Genomic DNA, 18,063 nt, shown 5'->3' with positions numbered 1-18,063 from the left:
CTTCACGCCTCCAGCCGCACCAGCACCGGTGCGTGGTCGGACGGCTGCTCCCAGCCGCGGGCATCGCGCAGCACCTGCATGGAGACCGCCTGGCCGGCCAATGCCGGGTTGGCCCACACATGGTCGAGCCGGCGGCCCTTGTCGGCGGCCGACCAGTCCTTCGCCCGGTAGCTCCACCAGGTGTAGAGCTTTTCCTCCAGCGGCACAAAGGCGCGCATCACGTCGGTGAGGCCCGCGGCGGTGCGCACCGCCTCCAGCTTCTCGCATTCGATGGGCGTGTGGCTGACGATCTTCAGCAACTGCTTGTGCGACCACACATCGTGCTCGTAAGGCGCCACGTTGAGATCGCCGACGACCATGGCGTTGCCGGAGATCGAGGCGAAGCGGTCGGCCATCTCGTCGAGAAAGGCGAGCTTGTGGGCGAACTTGTCGTTGATCTCCGGGTCCGGCTCGTCGCCGCCGGCCGGCACATAGAAGTTCTGCAGCGTGAAGCGGTCGCCGGCAAAGGGAATGCCGGTCGAAAGATGCCGGCTGTCGCCCTTGGTACAGTAGTCGATCCGCTCCTCGTCGAGGAAGGGGCGGCGGGAGATCGTCGCGACGCCGTGATAGCCCTTCTGGCCCTTGATCGCGATATGCTCGTAGCCGAGCTTGCGGAAGGCGGAGAGCGGGAAGTTGCCGTCGGCGCACTTGGTTTCCTGCAGGCAGATCACGTCCGGCGCATGGTCGAGGATCAGCTTCTCGACGATCGGCAGGCGCAGCCGCACCGAGTTGATGTTCCAGGTGGCGATGGTCAGGCGGTCGGTCATGGGCGATCCGGATCTGGGCAGGGACGGGCAAGGCCGAGAGGCCTGCTGCCTGATTGCCAGTTGCGGACCCCGCGTGCAAGGCCGGGCTTTCGGGCGCGAGGCGGATTTGTGTGCTGCCTGTCACATGAATTGGCGCTTGCGGGCGGTAAGGACTGCATCCGACACTGGTGTCGAAAGGCACGGCAGGAGCCGTGTCGTTTGAGTGGGCACGGCATCGGCCGTGCCGAGGCAGGATATAAGGGGAGCCGTCACATGGGCTTTTTTGATTTCGTGAAGGATGCGGGCAAGTCCCTGTGGGGCAGCGACGAGCCGGAGGCCGATGCGGCTGCAGCCATCGAGAAGGAAGTGGCGGCGCTCGGTCTCGACGGTGACGTCAAGGTCGAGGTGTCCGGAGACACGGTGAAGATCGCCGGCGCGGCCCCGACGCAGGAAGCGCGCGAGAAGCTGATCCTGGCCGCCGGCAACGTGCTGGGTGTCGCCAAGGTCGAAGAGGAGATCGCGGTCGCGAACAGCGCGCCGGAGGCCGGCTTCCACACGGTGGAGAAGGGCGACACGCTCTGGGCCGTTGCCAAGAAGGCTTACGGCGACGGCTCCAAGTACACCGCCATCTTCGAGGCCAACAAGCCGATGCTGTCGGACCCGGACAAGATCTACCCGGGCCAGGTGCTGCGCATCCCGCCGCTCGGCTGAGGCTTTCGGGCCGTTTCGATCACGATCTTGTGAGGCCAAACTGTAAGGTTCGGCCTCATCTCATTTTCGCTTCGCTCGATTGCTAAGCGCTTCCTTAACGCTTTGGTCATAGTGTCCAGTCCCGGTTGAAAGGGGGCTTTGGACCAAAGAGAGAGCGATGATTGCGCGCGTGCTGATCCTGTTCTGTACCCTGTTCATGGCGTCCTGCGCGGCCTTCGATTTTCCGGATCCCACTCCGGAGGACTTCGCCATCCATGGCATCGACGTCGCCCGCTACCAGGGCGATATCGACTGGCACCGGGTGAAGCGGGCTGGCACGGAGTTCGCCTGGATCAAGGCGACCGAGGGCGGCGACTATCTCGATCCGAAGTTCATGGACAACTGGGTGCAGGCCAAGGCCGCAGGCGTGCCGCGCGGTGCCTATCACTTCTATTTCTTCTGCCGGCCCGTCGAAGACCAGGTCGCCTGGTTCATCCAGAACGTGCCGGTCGATCCCGACGCGCTGCCCCCGGTGCTGGACATGGAGTGGAACGGCCATTCGTCGTGCCGCGAGCGCCCGCCGCGCGAGCAGGTCATCCGCGACATGCGCTACTTCCTGGAGCGGGTGGAAGCGCATTACGGCAAGCGCCCGGTGATCTATTCGTCCGTCGACTTCCACCGCGACCGCCTGGTCGATGCCAAGCACGTCTACGATTTCTGGCTGCGCTCGGTGGCAAGCCATCCGGACCGCAAATACGAGAAGCGGCAGAACTGGGTGTTCTGGCAGTACACGGCGGAAGGTCGCGTCGACGGCATCAAGGGCAATGTCGACCGCAACGTCTTCTTCGGCACCCGCTCGCAGTGGCGCCGCTGGCTCAAGGGCGAGCTGCAGAAATAGGCCTGACCGGACAGGGCGAGGGCGGCAGAGGCTGCTCCCCCGCGCCGTAACGGACTGGATGTGAATATTATCAGTAATTAGTCACAGTTCTCATAGTTACCGCTTCATTGGAGCGTGGATAAGAGCCTCCCATTGGGATAATTAAATTCACCTCACTCCTGTTCGGATTGACAAGTGGGGTGTGAAATTTAGCGTCTGAATAGATTATTATTTCTTTTTCATAATTTAATCTGTCTTCATTCTTGCGAATGGATGAGGCATATGAAGAAGAGTAATGCCAAATGTCATAGGAGCATCCTGCGATTCCGCTTTTTGTATTATCGATGTACGCCCCGCCAGGGCTCGGAAATATTGGATGTAACGAATTCAACATTTCAATCGCCCTGGCATACTGCTCGGGATCGAGTCCTTTATTGACGAGGGGATAAGAGAGTATTTTTGGAAATGCAGAGAACGCGCTTTCCCTAAGCAAACTAGTGGCGGTATCGTTTAGCGCGGAGCGGACATCATAAAACTTCCCGTCGTCCGGCAAGCTTTCTACCCACCGTTTCAGCTCGGGCCATGGATCCCAGTCTTCGCGCTTGAGAGACAGGACGGCATGACAACCTATTGTCCCGCGCGTTCCAACAGGGGGCGAGAGAGTTGTCACCCAGCTGGGAGGGGCAATTCCCCCATTGCTTCCTTTCGCTTCTACATTGACAAGGGCCCGTAAATCGGGACTTTCGTGCGCTGCACGCGCCTCAGACGCCTCAAATGCCCTGCGATCAGTGCGCGTTATCGGTTGAAGACCACCGAACACAACATGACTGTCTGTTCCTGAGAGGCTAGTCGGGGTTGTGTAGTACTCGATCTGCTCCAGGCGCCGCCAATTGCTGGTCCAGAGCACAGGCACGACGTCGCCGGGTTGGAGCGGTGGCTCCCGCGAGTGGCGGCCCTGGAATTCTGCAGCCCACCCACAAGCGGATGGCACTCGTACATATACGGCCGCGTCGCTTCCTCGAACAATTTGACCAATTGCAGGAGGATTGACGTAGATGTGGTGGGTCCAGCCTCCCGGGTTTGCGGAGGTATTCCACGAACGGGTGCCAGTGCATTTCACGACGCGCTCGATGGTGACAGGCACGCCGTCGACTTTCACATCCACGGCGTACCGGAAGTAGGCAGGAAATCGCGGATCATCCTGCGTGCACGCCGCGCCAAGCAACACGGCGGAAAGACTTAGGGCGGCCACCGTACGGGGCGGCAGAGCGAGGCGCGGGCGTCTGGTCTTCTGGTTGTCTTGCAAGGGCATGGCGGCCTGACGGTGGAGCGAACTCCTTCCTTCATGCCGTGCCGGAGCGATGCGCGCAAGACGTGTGGTGTCACATCCCTTGCGTGCAGTTGCAGATAGTGCAGACAGGCTTAACCGCAGGGGTGCCCCAGACCCCTCACGCAGCCGCTTCCGCGCGCGAGCCGACGATCTCCACCACTTCCTTCATGATGTCGGTGAGCTGGAAGTTCTTCGGGGTGTAGACGGCGGCAACGCCCATCGCGCGCAATTGGCTCGCGTCCTCCTCGGGAATGATGCCGCCGACGACCACCGGGATATCGTCGATGCCGGACGCGCGCAGGCGGTCCATCACGTCGCGCACCAGGGCAAGGTGCGAGCCGGACAGGATCGACAGGCCGATGACGTGGACGTCCTCCTCCAGCGCGGCGTTGACGATCTGCGCCGGGGTCAGGCGGATGCCTTCGTAGACGACTTCCATGCCGCAGTCGCGTGCGCGCACGGCGATCTGTTCCGCGCCGTTGGAATGGCCGTCGAGGCCGGGCTTGCCGACCAGGAACTTCAGCCGTCGGCCGAGCTTCGCCGACACGCTCTCCACCGCTGCCCGCACCGGGGCAAGGTCCTCCGCGTCGGCACGCGCCGCCTTGCCGACGCCGGTCGGGGCCCGGTATTCGCCGAACACCTCGCGCAGCGCCGCGCCCCATTCGCCGGTGGTGACGCCGGCCTTCGCCGCCGCGATCGACGGCTCCATGATGTTGGTGCCCTCGCTTGCCGCCTGCTTCAGCGCGGCAATGGCGCCCGCCACGGCACCTTGGTCGCGCGCCTCCCGCCAGGCCTTGAGCGTGGCAATGGCGTCCGCCTCCACATGCTCGGGCACGGTCAGGATGCCGCCGTCCTCGCCGGTGGCGAGCGGCGAGGGCTCGCTTTCGGTGAAACGGTTGACGCCGACCACCACCTGCTCGCCCGCTTCGATGGCGGCAAGGCGGGCGGCGTTCGAGGCGACCAGCGCCTGCTTCATGTAGCTCGATTCCACCGCCGCAACGGCGCCGCCCATCTCCTCGATCCGGGCGAGCTCCTCGCGCGCCTCGCTCTTCAGCGCCTCGACCCTCTGTCCGATCACCGAGGAGCCGTCGAAGATGTCCTCGAACTCCAGCAGGTCGGTCTCGTAGGCAAGGATCTGCTGCACGCGCAGCGACCACTGCTGGTCGAAGGGGCGCGGCAGGCCCAGCGCCTCGTTCCAGGCCGGCAGCTGCACCGCGCGGGCGCGGGCGTTCTTCGACAGCACCACGGCCAGCGCCTCGATGAGGATGCGGTAGACGTTGTTTTCCGGCTGCTGCTCGGTCAACCCGAGCGAGTTGACCTGCACGCCGTAGCGGAAGCGGCGGTAGCGCTCGTCTTCGACGCCGTAGCGGGTCAGGCAGATCTCGTCCCACAGCTCGGCGAAGGCGCGCATCTTGCAGATCTCGGTGATGAAGCGCATGCCGGCATTGACGAAGAAGGAGATGCGGCCGGCCGCCTGCGGGAAGTCGCCCGGCGGGATCGCCCCCGATGCCTTCACCTCGTCGAGAATGGCGATCGCGGTCGCCAGCGCGAAGGAGAGCTCCTGCACCGGCGTCGCCCCGGCTTCCTGCAGGTGGTAGGAGCACACGTTCATCGGGTTCCACTTCGGCATGGCGCCGTAGGTCCAGGCGATGACGTCGCGGGTCAGCCGCAGCGAGGGCGCGGGCGGAAACACATAGGTGCCGCGCGACAGGTACTCCTTGATGATGTCGTTCTGCGTCGTGCCGGCCAGTTCGGCCCGGTCGGCGCCCTGCTCGTCGGCGGCTGCGACGTAGAGCGCCAGCAGCCAGGGGGCCGTGGCGTTGATCGTCATCGACGTGTTCATCTGTTCCAGCGGGATGCGGTCGAACAGCGCCCGCATGTCGCCGAGATGGGCAATCGGCACGCCGACCTTGCCGACCTCGCCGCGCGCCAGCGGGTGGTCCGGATCGTAGCCGGTCTGGGTCGGCAGGTCGAAGGCGACGGACAGGCCCGTCTGACCCTTGGCGAGGTTGCGGCGGTAGAGCTCGTTGGACTCCTGCGCGCTCGAATGGCCGGCATAGGTGCGGAAGATCCAGGGCCTGTCGCGCCGGGCCGATGCCGCCCCGCCCGCGCTCTTCGTCGCCGGTTCCGTGCCGGGGGTCGCTCTGTCGCCCATGGAAACACTCCTCGCAATCGTCGTGTCCGCGGCGGCACCCAAACGGGGCCGCATGATCGGACATCTTTCTGATTTTCCTCAAGCTCCCCGTGTTGCGACGGGGAGCCGTCCTCCCGAAATCAAGCGCGCCTCCCGCGCCCGCAACGCACTATTTCTAGGTGCGATGCAAAAACACTCTTGGGCAAACGCGCCAATTAAGCAATAGTCCAATAGCGGAACGCCTGTTTTTGGTATGATAGTTTCGTGAGTGGGGCGTATCTTCCGTTTTCGGAATGATGCGTCGCAGCAATCGGCCGCAAGGGACGGGCGGCCGACGGCCTTCGCGCCGGCAACATGGCCTTGGGTTCGCAGGGACGGGCGGACGGGGCGCCGGAGAGGACGCGGGGGCGAAAACCTGAAAGACGGTGCGGCGGCGGTCTCGGCCCTTGCTGCACCTGCCGGCGACATAACGGGAGGACATGCGCGATATGGGCAATGCTCAGCAGGCAAACGACAATCGCGAGGCGGAGGATCGCCCGGTGAAGGACCTTTACGAGATCGGCGAGATCCCGCCGCTCGGCCATGTGCCGAAGTCGATGTATGCCTGGACCATCCGGCCCGACCGGCACGGGCCGCCGGAAGACGCGATGAAGCTGGAAGTGGTTCCCACCTGGGAGCTCGACAGCAACGAGGTGCTGGTCCTCGTGATGGCTGCAGGCGTCAACTACAACGGCATCTGGGCCGGTCTCGGCGAGCCGATCTCGGTCTTCAAGGTGCATGACGAGGCCTATCACATCGCCGGATCCGATGCCTCGGGCATCGTCTGGGCGGTCGGCTCCAAGGTGAAGCGCTGGAAGGTCGGCGACGAGGTCGTCATTCACTGCAATCAGGACGACGGCGACGACGAGGAGTGCAACGGCGGCGACCCGATGTTCTCGCCGACCCAGCGGATCTGGGGCTATGAGACGCCGGACGGCTCGTTCTCGCAGTTCTGCCGCGTGCAGTCGCAGCAGCTGATGCCGCGTCCCAAGCATCTGACCTGGGAGGAGGCGGCCTGCTACACGCTGACGCTGGCCACCGCCTACCGCATGCTGTTCGGCCACGCGCCGCACCAGCTGCGCCCGGGCCAGAACGTGTTGGTGTGGGGCGCCTCGGGCGGTCTCGGCGTCTTCGGCATCCAGCTTGCAGCCGCGGCCGGCGCCAACGCCATCGGCATCATCTCCGACGAGGACAAGCGCGACTACGTGCTCTCGCTCGGCGCCAAGGGCGTGATCAACCGCAAGGACTTCAACTGCTGGGGCCAGATGCCCAAGGTCAACTCGCCCGAATACAACGAGTGGCTGAAGGAGGCGCGGCGCTTCGGCAAGGCGATCTGGGAGGTCACCGGCAAGGGCAACGATGTCGACATGGTGTTCGAGCATCCCGGCGAGGCGACCTTCCCTGTCTCGTGCCTGGTGGTCAAGCGCGGCGGCATGGTGGTGTTCTGCGCCGGCACGACCGGCTTCAACCTGACTTTTGACGCCCGCTATGTCTGGATGCGGCAGAAGCGCATCCAGGGCTCGCACTTCGCCCATCTCAAGCAGGCCTCGGAGGCCAACAAGGCGGTCATCGACCGGCGGATCGATCCGTGCATGAGCGAGGTTTTCCCCTGGGAGGACATCCCGCGGGCCCACACCAAGATGTGGAAGAACCAGCATGCGCCCGGCAACATGGCGGTGCTGGTCTGCGCGCCGACCACGGGCCTGCGCACTTTCGAGGATGTTTTGGCGGCAAGCGAACGCTGACCTCTCGATAACGAGATTCCAGGCCCCGCCGCGGGAGGCTTTCCGCGGCGGGGTCGAAGCGTTCCGGCCATCAACGCTTTCGCAAGGGAGGAGGCCTATCCTTGCGCCCGCGACCATGGCCGGCAGGGGCCGGGCAGCATGGTCAAAGGGGCGCCGCGCGGCCGCCGCCCTTTCATTTTTCCTCGCCCCGCGCCGCGCGGGACGCTATGAGATCCCCATGACCTTTCGGCTTCGTATCGGCTGTGTCGCCCTTCTCGGGCTGCTTGCCGCCGCCTGCATGCCGGAGCGCAATGTCGTTCCGCCCTATTACAAGGACCTCGCCCGGGTCGACGCCTCCGTCGATGCGGCCGCGGCGCAGCAGATGATCACCAGCTACCGCCAGTCCAACGGCGCAGGCTCGCTCTCCATCGATCCGTCCTTGATGCAGGTGGCGCAGAAGCAGGCGCTCGCCATGGCCCGCGCCCAGGACATCCAGGCCTCGCTTCAGCGCGACAACAGCCTCGCGGTGCGTCTTGCCGCCGCCGGCGAGGAAAAGACCTATGCGGTCGAGAATGTCAGCGCCGGCTACCGGACCGTCGCGGAGGCCTTCTCCGGCTGGCGCGATTCGCCCAAGCACAATGCGGTGATGCTCGACGGCAAGGCGACCCGCATGGGTATCGCCACGGCCTATGCGCCCGGGTCCCGTCACAAGGTCTACTGGTCGCTGGTGCTTGCCGGGCCGGCCGGGCAGCCCTGAGGCGGCTTGAACGATGCTGGAGTGCGCCGACAGCTACGAGGCTCTCGTTTCCGGATTCCGCTGGCGGATCCCGGCGCGCTACAACATCGCCGACGTCGCCTGCAGCGCCTTCGCCGCCCGTGAGCCGGAGCGCGAGGCGCTGCTGCACCTTCGCGAGGACGGCAGCATCGAGCGCTGGACCTATGGCCGGCTCGACGAGGCGTCCTCCCGGCTTGCCAATGCGCTGAAGGCGCAAGGGATCACCCGCGGCGAGCGGGTGGCATTGCTGCTGCCGCAGTCGCCGCAGACGCTGCTCAGCCATCTTGCCGTCTACAAGCTCGGCGCCGTCGCGGTGCCGCTCGCCAATCTGTTCGGCGTCGACGCGCTGCGCTACCGGCTCGCCGACAGCGGCGCGGCGGCGGTGATCACCGATGCGGCCGGGCTTGCCAAGCTGTGCGAGATCCGCGACGAGCTCGGCACGCTGCGGCTGATCGTGTCGACGGACGGCGCGGCGCCCGGCGCCCTGTGCTTCGACACGCTGGTGTCGCAAGGCGCGGCCTCCCTTGAGGCCGAAGCGACCGGGCCGGACGATCCGGCCATGATGATCTACACCTCAGGCACGACGGGCCAGCCCAAGGGCGCGCTGCACGGCCACCGGGTGCTCGCCGGCCATCTGCCCGGTATCCAGATGGCGCACGAGTTTCTGCCGCAGCCGGGCGACCTGTTCTGGACCCCGGCCGACTGGGCCTGGGCGGGCGGGTTGCTCAACGCGCTGTTGCCGGCCTTGACGCTCGGCGTGCCGGTCGTTTCCTACCGTTTCGAGAAGTTCGATCCTGAGCGCGCCTTCGCGCTGCTCGAGCGGTTTGCCGTGCGCAATGCCTTCATCCCGCCGACGGCGCTGAAGATGATGCGCGCGGTGGCCAATCCGCGCGCGCGCTTCGATCTGGCGCTGCGCACCGTCGGCTCCGCCGGCGAGGCGCTGGGCCGGGAGACCTACGACTGGGCGCGCGAGGATCTTCGCCTCACCGTCAACGAGTTCTACGGCCAGACCGAGTGCAACGCGATCCTGGCCTCCTGCGCCACCCTCGGCGTCAGCCGGGCGGGCGCCATCGGCAAGCCGGTGCCGGGGCACGAGGTGGCGGTGATCGGCGAGGATGGCAGCGTGCTGGCGCCGGGCGAGCAGGGGCAGATTGCCGTGCGCCGGCCCGACCCGGTGATGTTCCTGCGCTACTGGGGGCAGGACGAGGCAACGCTCGGCAAGTTCATCGGCGACTGGATGACCACCGGCGACCAGGGCGTGGTCGACGAGGACGGCTATGTCCATTTCGTCGGGCGCGACGACGACATCATCACCTCGGCCGGCTATCGCATCGGCCCGGGAGAGATCGAGGACTGCCTGCTGTCGCATCCGGCGGTTGCGCTGGCGGCGGTCGTCGGCAAGCCGGACCCGCTGCGCACGGAAATCGTCAAGGCCTTCATCGTGCCGACCACGGGCGTCGCGCCCGATGCCGCGCTCGAAGAGGAAATCCGCGACCATGTCCGCACGCGGCTTTCGGCGCATGAATATCCCCGCGAAATCGCCTTCGTGGACGAACTGCCGATGACCACGACGGGCAAGGTCATCCGCCGCCTGCTGCGCGAGGAAACGGTGCGCGGCGGCCTGGAGACCGAGGAGTAATCCTCCCTCCCGATCGAGCGGTTCAGCCGCGGCCCTTGCGCACCCTGGCCAGCAGCGCGCGCGCCAGTTTGCGAAGCCGGCGGTTGGCGGCGATGTCGAGCCGGGCCAGCGCGCCGTGCAGGGCGCCTCGCGGTCCCTTCGAGACCACCAGCGTGGCAAAGGGCACCGAGCCGCGCCACAGCGGCGCGATCATCGGGTGGTCGGGGATGGCAAGCGAATCGGCGTCGGAAAAGCCGGCTTCGTCGAGATTGCGGCGCATCGCCTGGCGGGCCACCTGCGCGCCCGGCGAGAAGCGCGCGAGCTGTTCGTCATAGGCGATTTTCCAGGAAAATACCCGGTCGCGGTCGCGCACGGTCACCAGCATGGCGGCGGGGGTATCGCTCTCGCCCAGGGTGTCGATGCGCACTTGTCCCCGTGCGGCCAGCGAGGCGATGAAGGCGCGGGCAAAGGCCGCGCGTTCCGGATTGCTCGCCAGCGCCGTGCCGCGCTTGCCCTTCCACCCGGAGGCCTCCAGCGACAGGAACCGCTCGAAGGCGGCCTCGACCGCAGCCGGCTCCGACAGGCTGTCGAAGCCGGCGGAGGCGTTCGTCTCCTCCAGCCGGCGCAGCTGACGGTCCAGTTCCTTGCGGCGGCGGGTGCCGATCAGGCGGAACTGCTCCTCGCCGGTCGGTCCCGCTGCATGGCCGGCGCGCACGGCCCTGGCGGTCCGGGTGACCTGCCAGCCGGCGTCCTCGGCGAGATCGTCGAACAGCTCACTGACCGGTCCGTCGGTGCGCAGATAAGGGACCAGGAAAGTCCGGGTGCCGAATTCCCGTGCCGCCGTGTCCAGCAGCAGCGACAAGACGGCACTGTCGGCGGAAGGAGCAAGCAGGGGCGTGCCGAGCGGGCCGTAGTCGCCGGCGCAGGCGCTCACCACCGGAACGGCCAGGCCGGCACGGCGGCGCAGGAACGGAACAAGGGCGAGAAAGCTGCCGTCGGCCGCATCGCGCACGGCGAGGATGCGCACATCGCCGGCTTCCATATGGGCAAGGTAGGGCAGCAGGAAGTCGGGACCGAAGAAGGGGTTCGGCTCCACCGCGGTCTCGGCGAGCGCGTGCCACTGCGCCAGATGGGCTCCCGCCTCGGCGGCGCGGAAGACGAGGGCGGTCATCGCCCGGTCCCGTCGAGCGACGGCGCGGCGAGCGGCGGCCGGCCGGCGCGGATCCTTGCGGCGGCGGGAGCGCAGCTCAGGCGCACGTCCCGTGGCGGCTGCATCGTCCGTCCTGCTGTCTTCGGCGATTGCCATTGCGGCTCCTTCGCCCGCCGGCCTGCCGGTCCCGATCCCTGTCGGGGGCAACCGTCGGTTTCAGGCAGGGAAGATGCCACAGCATGCGGGCAATTGAACGCGTTTCGTTGATGTTTGGTTAACCTTTGCAGGCCGCCGGCGGGCCGTGCGACCAGTGTCACGGCGCGGCCTGCGGCGCGCGAGGGGCGAGAATGAACGGGTCGACGCCGAGATGGCGGCGGGCCTGATGGCGCAGGGCGCAGGCCTCGAAGATCATCGCGCCGGCCGTGGCGATGGCCGCGCCGTTGATACCGAGCAGCGGGATCAGGGTCACGTTGAGCGCCAGATTGAGCACGAAGGCGAGCCCATAGATCCGGGCGCAGCGCCCCTGCTGGTCGGCCATGGTCAGCAGGGCATCCGCCGGGCCGACGCAGGCACGGGCGAGCACGCCGGCCAGCAGGATCAGCATCGCGGGATAGCCGCTGGTGAAGTCCGGCCCGAACAGCGACAGCAGCAGCGGGCCCACCGGCACCAGCAGCGCGCACATCGCCAGCGTCGGCCAGAAGGTCCAGCGGGCAGTGTCGGCGACGAAGGCGCCGAGCTCATCGCGCGCGCCGGCGTGATAGAGGCGGGAATAGCGGTGGGCGGTGGCGGAGCGCACCGCGAAATAGACGAAGTGCGCTAGCGCCGGCGTCTTGGACGCGGCGAAGTAGATCGCGACCTGATGCGGGTCCTCCCACAGGCTGACCATCACCACGTCGGCGCTGGTGATCAGCTGGAAGAAGCCCTCCACCAGCAGGATCGGCAGTGAGATCCGCAGCCAGTCGCGAAAGGTCCAGTCGCCGCTGAGCGGGCGGCTTGCCGGCTCGCGCGGCAGCGAGCGCGACAGCACCAGCATCTGCGCCAGCGCCACGCCCCAGGTGGCGAGGATCGTGACGATGCAGGCATTGGTCGCGGTCGCCGGAACGCCGGCCCAGATGGCGATGGCCACGCCGGCGAGGATCGCCAGCGGTCGCCAGATGAAGGTCGGCAGCATGGCCAGAAGCGGCCAGTCGTGGGCGCGGGCGATGCCGTCCTGGATGCTGCCGATGGTGAAGAGCGGCAGGCAGACGGCGCCGAGCGCCAGCGGGAGGACGTAGTGCGAGGCGATCAGGTCGCCGGCGAGCCACACGGCGAGGATGCCGGCAAGGGCGATGCCGGTGGCGGCGAGGCCGCCGGCCAGCCGGCTGCCGACGAGCAGGGCGCGCAACCGGCCGTGATGGCCTTGCGTCCGGTATTCGGGGATGAGGCGCAGCACCGAAGACGAGAAGCCGAGCGGCGCGAAGATGCCCAGCACCACGACCAGCGTCCACACGACGACGTAGATGCCGTATTCGTGGCCGCCCATCAGCCGGGCAAGGATGACCTGCATGACATAGGCGAGCACGGCGCCGAGCACGCGGATCGCGAACACCGCCAGCGCCATGCGCTGGGCGCGCGAAGCGTCCGGCTCGCCGTTGAGAATCTGCTCGCAGCGGACAAGCAACGGCTGCGCGCGCGCGAAAAGGGCGGCGGGCAGAATCCTTTCGGCCCATGTCACTGGCGACAGGCGCAACGCCGGGAGCTCCTTCTCGGGTCAACCGTCAGAAACTAGCCGCAGTGGCTTAATTTTCCGTGCGGTTTGCGTGCGGGAGCAAGGGTATGGACGCTACGGGAGCCGCGCGCGACAGGCGCGGGATCACATTCCGGTGAACGGGCCGGTGAACGGGCCGGTGAACGGACCAGCGAACGGAACAGCGATCGGAGAGGTGCGAGGGGCGGGACCCTCACTCCGGCATGGTCAGCACGTCCGCATGCTGCAGCGGGGCTTCCTTGAGCCACAGGCGCGCGCCGTCCGCTCCGCTCGTGGCCGCAAGGTCCATGCCGGCCGGCAGGCGGCACCAGCCGCCGGTCGCGAGGCGTTCGCCATCGATCAGCAGGCTGCCGGATATCACCAGGACCTCCAGACCCTGCCGGTTGTCGATGGTTATGCCCGTGTCGGCCGGCCAGTCCTCGATCAGGACTTTCTCCGCCGCATCGGCGAACAGCAGGCGCGCCGATGTCGCGCCGTTTCGCGGTGCCACGGCCTCGCCCTCGCCGGGGCGGTGGACGATCTGGGCGGTGTCGGACCCGCGAAACTGCCAGAGCCGAACGAAGATGACGCAGCCTTCGGCCGAGGCGGGGCTGTGCGCGGTGCCCGGGGGATTGCGGAAGTAGCTGCCGGCCGGATAGTCGCCGTGCTCGTCCTGGAAGGTTCCCTCCAGCACGAGAATCTCTTCGCCGCCGTCATGGGTATGCGCGGGAAAGGCGCTGCCGGGCGCGTAGCGCACGAGGGAGGTGGCGCGGGCGATTTCCCCGCCCACCCGGTAGAGCATCTTGCGCTCGACGCCGGCGGCGGGACTGGCGATCCAGTCGAGCTCAGCCGAATGGACCGTTACCGGCCGGTCGAGATCGTCGTTGAGGCGCATCGCGTCGTTCCTGTCCGTAGGCGGCTTGCCTTCCGGTCAGCCGCGCGCGGGGGAAAAGCTGCGCGAGACGGCGATGGCGATGAAGGCAAGGGTCAGCGGCACGAAGGATAACCACAGAACCGTGCTCCAGCCATAGGCCGTGAGCAGGCCGCCGGAGAGCAGCGAGCCGAAGGCCATTGTGCCGAACACGACGAAGTCGTTCAGCGACTGGACGCGGGTCTTCTCTTCCGGCCGGTGGCATTCCAGCACCATGGCGGAGGCGCCGATGAAGCCGAAGTTCCAGCCGAGGCCCAGGAGGACAAGCGTCACCCAGAACTGGGTCACCTCGACGCCGGTCAGCCCGACGACGGCCGAGGCGCCGATCAGCGCAAGACCGGTGACGACGATGGTGGTGGCGCCGTAGCGGGTGATCAGGCTGCCGGTGAAGAAGCTCGGCGCATACATGGCGATGACGTGCCATTGCAGGCCGAGATTGGCGGATTCCTGCGACAGGCCGCAGAGCTGCATGGCGAGCGGGGCGGCGGTCATCAGGAAGTTCATCAAGAGATAGGAGACGACGCCGCAGGCCACCGCCACGATGAAGCGCGGCTGGCGGGCGATCAGGCCGAGCGGCCGGCCGCCGGCGCGTTCCGCGGCGGTCGGCTTGGGCAGGCGGATGCCGGCGAGGATAAGTGCGGAAAGCGCCGCCACGCCCGCCTGCGCCAGGAAGGTGGCGGCGAACATGTAGGGCATCCACAGATACATGGTGTGGGTGACCAGCTGCGGGCCGATGACACCGGCGAAGACGCCGCCGGCCATCACCAGCGACAGGGCGCGGGGCCGCTTGTCGGCCGGCACGCAGTCGGCGGCGGCGAAGCGGAAGGAGAGGACAACCGCCGCATAGGCGCCGCCGAAGAAGGTCGCCGCGCAAAACAGCCAGAACGAGCCGATGACGACGGCGAGCGCCGCCAGCAGGCCGACCAGGACGCCGCAGACCGTGCCGGCAAGGAAGGCGGCGCGCCGGCCGTAACGCTGGGCGATGGCGCCGGACGGCAGCGTGCAGGCGGCCATGCCGACGACGAAAATCGTGATCGGCAGCGTCGCCAGCGCCGGGGTCGGCGCCAGCGTATGCCCGACGATCGCGCCGGTGGCGAAGACCACGACGGAGTTGGCGCCGGCCAGCGCCTGGACGACGGCGAGGCGGACGACATTGCTGCGGCCGTGCTGGTAGAGGGACGAGGGCTCGGAGGAAGCGGGCTGGGCCGCCGCAGCATCGGACATGAGGGGAACCTGACTGGTGGGGCCGGTCCGGGACGAAAAACGCCGGACCGGGCGTTGACCATCGCATAGCAGACCGGGAATATGAACAGAAATGATGATATTTCACATGTCCATGAAGGCTCCGCATAAATGCTCGACCGGCAGCATCTCGAATTCATCCGCGAGGTCATGCGCGCCGGCAGCGTCACCGCTGCGGCGGAGCGGATGAACCTCAGCCAGTCGGCCATCAGCCATGCGGTCGCCAAGCTGGAAAACCGTTACGGCGTAAAGGTCTGGCACCGAAAGGGGCGCAGCCTGCAACTGACCCAGGCCGGGGAATACCTGCTGCGGCTGGCGGACCGCCTGCTGCCCGAACTCGACCATGCGGAGCAGGTTCTGGGGGACATCGCGCAGGGGCGGCGCGGGGCCATGCGCATCGGAATGGAGTGCCATCCTTGCGAAAAATGGCTGATGCGGGCGACGGGACCGTTCCTGGCGGCGTGGCCGGACGTGGATATCGAGATCCGCACGGCCTTCCGCTTCGACGGCGTGGCGGCGCTGGCGGCGCACGAGATCGACGTGCTGGTGACGCCCGACCCGGTCAACGTGCCGGACCTGGAGTTCGAGCCGGTCTTCGACTACGAGCTGAAGCTGGCGGTGCGGGCAGACCACCGGCTCGCCCGGCGCGCCTTCATCGAGCCGGCAGACCTGCTGGGCGAAGACCTTCTGACCGTCCCTGTTGCGGCCGAACGCCTTGATCTCTTTACCCGTTTTCTCATTCCCGCGGGTTATCGCCCGCGCCGCCGGGTGACGGTGGAGAGCGTGGAGCTGACCTTGCAGATGGTGATGGCGGGGCGCGGCGTGACGGTGCTGCCGGACTGGCTGCTGGCGGAAAGCGCGGTCGGTCTGGACCTTGCCCGGATCGGGATCGGCCGGGACGGGCTCGGCAAGAGCATCAATATCGGGGTGCGGCGGGCCGAGCTTGCGACCGATTACCTCCAGGGCTTTCTGGAGATCGCCCGCCGGGTCGGCCCGGCCGAGGCGGCCTTATCCCCGCAGGCCGAAACGGCGGCGCGGGGATAGGTGGTGATCCCGACAGGATTCGAACCTGTGACCCTCAGATTAGGAATCTGATGCTCTATCCTGCTGAGCTACGGGACCATGCTGCCTGTGCGGCGGGGACAGCTGCGCCATCCTGCCGGGCTTGATAGCAAACTGGCGTGAAAAATCAATTTCCTTGGTACAGGGCGTTTTCGGCAGGGGCGGGGACAGGGCAGGGCCTTTCCCTGCGCCTGGGCGCGTCGACGCCGTCTCGAATTTTGCGCAGGATTTTGCGAAATTCCGTCTCAATTTCGCGAAATTTCGATTTTTGCCTCTCGAAACGGCCGGTCTCAGCTGCCGGCGGCGCGCAGGCCCTGCCGGTCGCTCGGCGAGTGGCCGAACCGCTCCTTGTAGTCGCGCGAAAACCGGCCGAGATGGGAGAAGCCGCAGGAGAAGGCCGCCTCGGTGACGCTGGGCGCGTCGCGGTGGGCGAGGAGCTGGTAATGGGCGGTGTCGAGGCGGGCATTTCGCAGCACCTGCATCGGGGACAAGCCGAAGACCCGCTGGAAGCCCTTCTGGAGGGTGCGGACATTGATGCCGGCGGCGCGGGCGATGTCGGCCAGCGTGATCGGCTCGGCGAGATTGGCATGGATGTAGTCGAGCGCCAGGCGGATCGCCCGCGGCCGCGCCTGATGGTCGGCACGCTCGATGATGTGGGTGATGTTGCTGCGCTGGAGCATCAAGAGCGCGTGGGCGAGATCGTGCTCGGCGCGCAGGTCGCCGCCGCCGAGCGGGCGCTGGAACAGGTGGCCGCTCTCCACCGCCTCGACGCAGGCGGTGACCATGCGGTGCAGCTGGCGGCCCTGCGGCGAGGTCAGGTCGACCTTCATGTCGAAGCGGACGGGGCCGGGCAGCGGCGCGCCGACGAGATCGCGCGCGACGGTCTCCAGATGGGCGCGGTCGATCTGCACCAGCACCTTGCTGCAGCCCTCGCTCCAGTGCAGCCGGGCGGTGCGGTCCGGGTTGAGGATCGCCGCCGCGCGGGGCGTTGCCGTCATCTCCTCGCCGCGATGCTGGATGCGGGTGCTGCCGGCCAGCGGCAGGTGAAACAGGTAGAAGGAGCCGAGCAGGCCCGGATCGACGCTGACCTCGGCGCCATAGGAGAGATAGTTGACCGACAGGTTCAGCCCGCGCACGGCGTTGTGGCGCACGGACAGGCTGGCGCGGCGGTTGCCGATCTCCAGCCGGTGGTCGCAGAATTTCTGGCCGACCCGATGGCGGGCCTCGTCGAGGTCGCTGGTGCGCAGCACCGGATGGCTCGCGAAGTACTCCCTCGTCGGCAGTGTCCGTTCGGCGGTCATGGCGTTCCCCGGGCTTGTGCAAGCCTCTTGGTCGGAGATGAACGCAAGTTCCTCGTTATATTTCAAGTCTAAAATAGTTCGCCGCAACACGCGTTCGTTTTCTGGATAAGGGATTTTGCGGTTCGGGTGCAGGCTCGGGGCAACAAGAACGCATAAAACCCTATCCAGATGGAGCCTGCACAATGGAACCTGGCGTCACAAAGGCCGAGACCGGCCTCAACGGACATTCCTGGAACGTGGTGGGGCACACCTATGTGCCCAAGCTGAAGAGCGACGACGCCTTCATCTGGCATGCGACGATCCCGGACGGGACTTTCGTGCCGCCGCATATCCATCCGACCCAGGACGAGTGGATCTACCTGATCGACGGCAACCTGGAGGTCGAGTTCGGCGCCGACGTGGTGCGGGCCGGGCCGGGCGACACGGTGCGCATGCCGATGGGCATCGCCCATGGCATCTTCAACCGCTCGGGCAAGACCGCGCATTGCGTCTTCGGCGTGTCGCCGGCGCGCAAGCTCTACGAGCTGTTCACCGTGCTGGACGGGGTGAAGGACCCGGCCGAGCTGGTGCGCCTGTCGGCCCTGCACGAGGTCGACTTCCTGCCGCCGCCGGAGGGCGCCTGACCACAGGCCCGACGGCTGGCGTGACCACAGATGCGCCGGGCCGGGAAGCGGGCGGC

General features: G+C 67.0%; 15 protein-coding genes and 1 tRNA gene. 7 read left to right on the top strand and 9 right to left on the bottom strand.

Features of this window, described 5'->3' with window-relative positions; translation table 11 throughout:
- Positions 1–2: 2 nt before the first annotated feature.
- On the bottom strand, positions 3–806 hold the full coding sequence (locus tag BBX35_RS20785) for an exodeoxyribonuclease III (protein ID WP_067224252.1): 804 nt from the start codon (positions 804–806) through the stop codon (positions 3–5).
- A 252-nt stretch (positions 807–1,058) separates the two neighbouring features.
- On the opposite strand from BBX35_RS20785, the gene lysM reads away from it, so the two are divergent.
- On the top strand, positions 1,059–1,496 hold the full coding sequence (gene lysM / locus BBX35_RS20780) for a peptidoglycan-binding protein LysM (protein ID WP_067224250.1): 438 nt from the start codon (positions 1,059–1,061) through the stop codon (positions 1,494–1,496).
- A gap of 157 nt (positions 1,497–1,653) precedes the next feature.
- Entirely contained in the window at positions 1,654–2,373 is a 720-nt protein-coding gene (locus tag BBX35_RS20775; protein WP_067224249.1) for a glycoside hydrolase family 25 protein, read from the top strand.
- Between the two features lie 70 nt (positions 2,374–2,443).
- On the opposite strand, the gene BBX35_RS23495 is transcribed toward BBX35_RS20775, so the two are convergent.
- On the bottom strand, positions 2,444–3,658 hold the full coding sequence (locus BBX35_RS23495) for a hypothetical protein (protein ID WP_141687902.1): 1,215 nt from the start codon (positions 3,656–3,658) through the stop codon (positions 2,444–2,446).
- A gap of 142 nt (positions 3,659–3,800) precedes the next feature.
- On the bottom strand, positions 3,801–5,837 hold the full coding sequence (locus BBX35_RS20770) for a methylmalonyl-CoA mutase family protein (RefSeq protein WP_083206500.1): 2,037 nt from the start codon (positions 5,835–5,837) through the stop codon (positions 3,801–3,803).
- 467 nt (positions 5,838–6,304) lie between these two features.
- Between BBX35_RS20770 and ccrA the strand changes: the two genes are divergently transcribed.
- The 3 genes from ccrA to BBX35_RS20755 all read left to right on the top strand — a co-directional run bounded on the left by ccrA (position 6,305) and on the right by BBX35_RS20755 (position 9,993).
- Positions 6,305–7,600, top strand: coding sequence for a crotonyl-CoA carboxylase/reductase (gene ccrA, locus BBX35_RS20765; RefSeq protein WP_067224247.1), 1,296 nt, complete (start codon positions 6,305–6,307; stop codon positions 7,598–7,600).
- Positions 7,601–7,817: 217 nt separating this feature from the next.
- Positions 7,818–8,336, top strand: a complete 519-nt coding sequence (locus BBX35_RS20760) for a CAP domain-containing protein (RefSeq protein ID WP_067224245.1) — start codon at positions 7,818–7,820, stop codon at positions 8,334–8,336.
- 13 nt (positions 8,337–8,349) lie between these two features.
- Positions 8,350–9,993 (top strand): acyl-CoA synthetase, encoded by a 1,644-nt coding sequence (locus tag BBX35_RS20755; protein ID WP_067224243.1) that lies wholly within the window; start codon positions 8,350–8,352, stop codon positions 9,991–9,993.
- A 22-nt stretch (positions 9,994–10,015) separates the two neighbouring features.
- Here BBX35_RS20755 and BBX35_RS20750 read toward each other — a convergent pair whose 3' ends face one another.
- The 4 genes from BBX35_RS20750 to BBX35_RS20735 form a co-directional block, all read right to left on the bottom strand.
- The gene (locus BBX35_RS20750) at positions 10,016–11,278 is read right to left on the bottom strand and encodes a GNAT family N-acetyltransferase (protein WP_067224241.1); all 1,263 of its coding nucleotides are present in this window, start codon (positions 11,276–11,278) and stop codon (positions 10,016–10,018) included.
- A 157-nt stretch (positions 11,279–11,435) separates the two neighbouring features.
- The gene (locus BBX35_RS20745; protein WP_067224240.1) at positions 11,436–12,851 is read right to left on the bottom strand and encodes a lipopolysaccharide biosynthesis protein; all 1,416 of its coding nucleotides are present in this window, start codon (positions 12,849–12,851) and stop codon (positions 11,436–11,438) included.
- A 211-nt stretch (positions 12,852–13,062) separates the two neighbouring features.
- On the bottom strand, positions 13,063–13,743 hold the full coding sequence (locus BBX35_RS20740) for a cupin domain-containing protein (RefSeq protein ID WP_067224239.1): 681 nt from the start codon (positions 13,741–13,743) through the stop codon (positions 13,063–13,065).
- A gap of 36 nt (positions 13,744–13,779) precedes the next feature.
- Entirely contained in the window at positions 13,780–15,003 is a 1,224-nt protein-coding gene (locus BBX35_RS20735; protein ID WP_067224238.1) for an MFS transporter, read from the bottom strand.
- A gap of 129 nt (positions 15,004–15,132) precedes the next feature.
- Between BBX35_RS20735 and BBX35_RS20730 the strand changes: the two genes are divergently transcribed.
- Positions 15,133–16,065 (top strand): LysR family transcriptional regulator, encoded by a 933-nt coding sequence (locus BBX35_RS20730; RefSeq protein WP_067224236.1) that lies wholly within the window; start codon positions 15,133–15,135, stop codon positions 16,063–16,065.
- 1 nt (position 16,066) lies between these two features.
- Here BBX35_RS20730 and BBX35_RS20725 read toward each other — a convergent pair.
- Together BBX35_RS20725 and BBX35_RS20720 are read right to left on the bottom strand one after the other, a co-directional pair.
- Positions 16,067–16,143 (bottom strand) — tRNA-Arg (locus tag BBX35_RS20725).
- A 230-nt stretch (positions 16,144–16,373) separates the two neighbouring features.
- A complete protein-coding gene (locus BBX35_RS20720; RefSeq protein WP_067224234.1) occupies positions 16,374–17,384 on the bottom strand; it encodes an AraC family transcriptional regulator in 1,011 nt (336 codons plus the stop codon).
- 182 nt (positions 17,385–17,566) lie between these two features.
- Here BBX35_RS20720 and BBX35_RS20715 point away from each other — a divergent pair, with 182 nt between their 5' ends.
- The gene (locus BBX35_RS20715; RefSeq protein WP_067224233.1) at positions 17,567–18,007 is read left to right on the top strand and encodes a cupin domain-containing protein; all 441 of its coding nucleotides are present in this window, start codon (positions 17,567–17,569) and stop codon (positions 18,005–18,007) included.
- Positions 18,008–18,063: the final 56 nt, after the last annotated feature.

It is taken from the genome of Stappia indica (genome assembly GCF_001696535.1).
GTDB lineage: Bacteria > Pseudomonadota > Alphaproteobacteria > Rhizobiales > Stappiaceae > Stappia > Stappia indica.
Note: the sequence above shows the minus strand (reverse complement) of the source record. Positions and strands in the feature narration are given on the sequence as shown.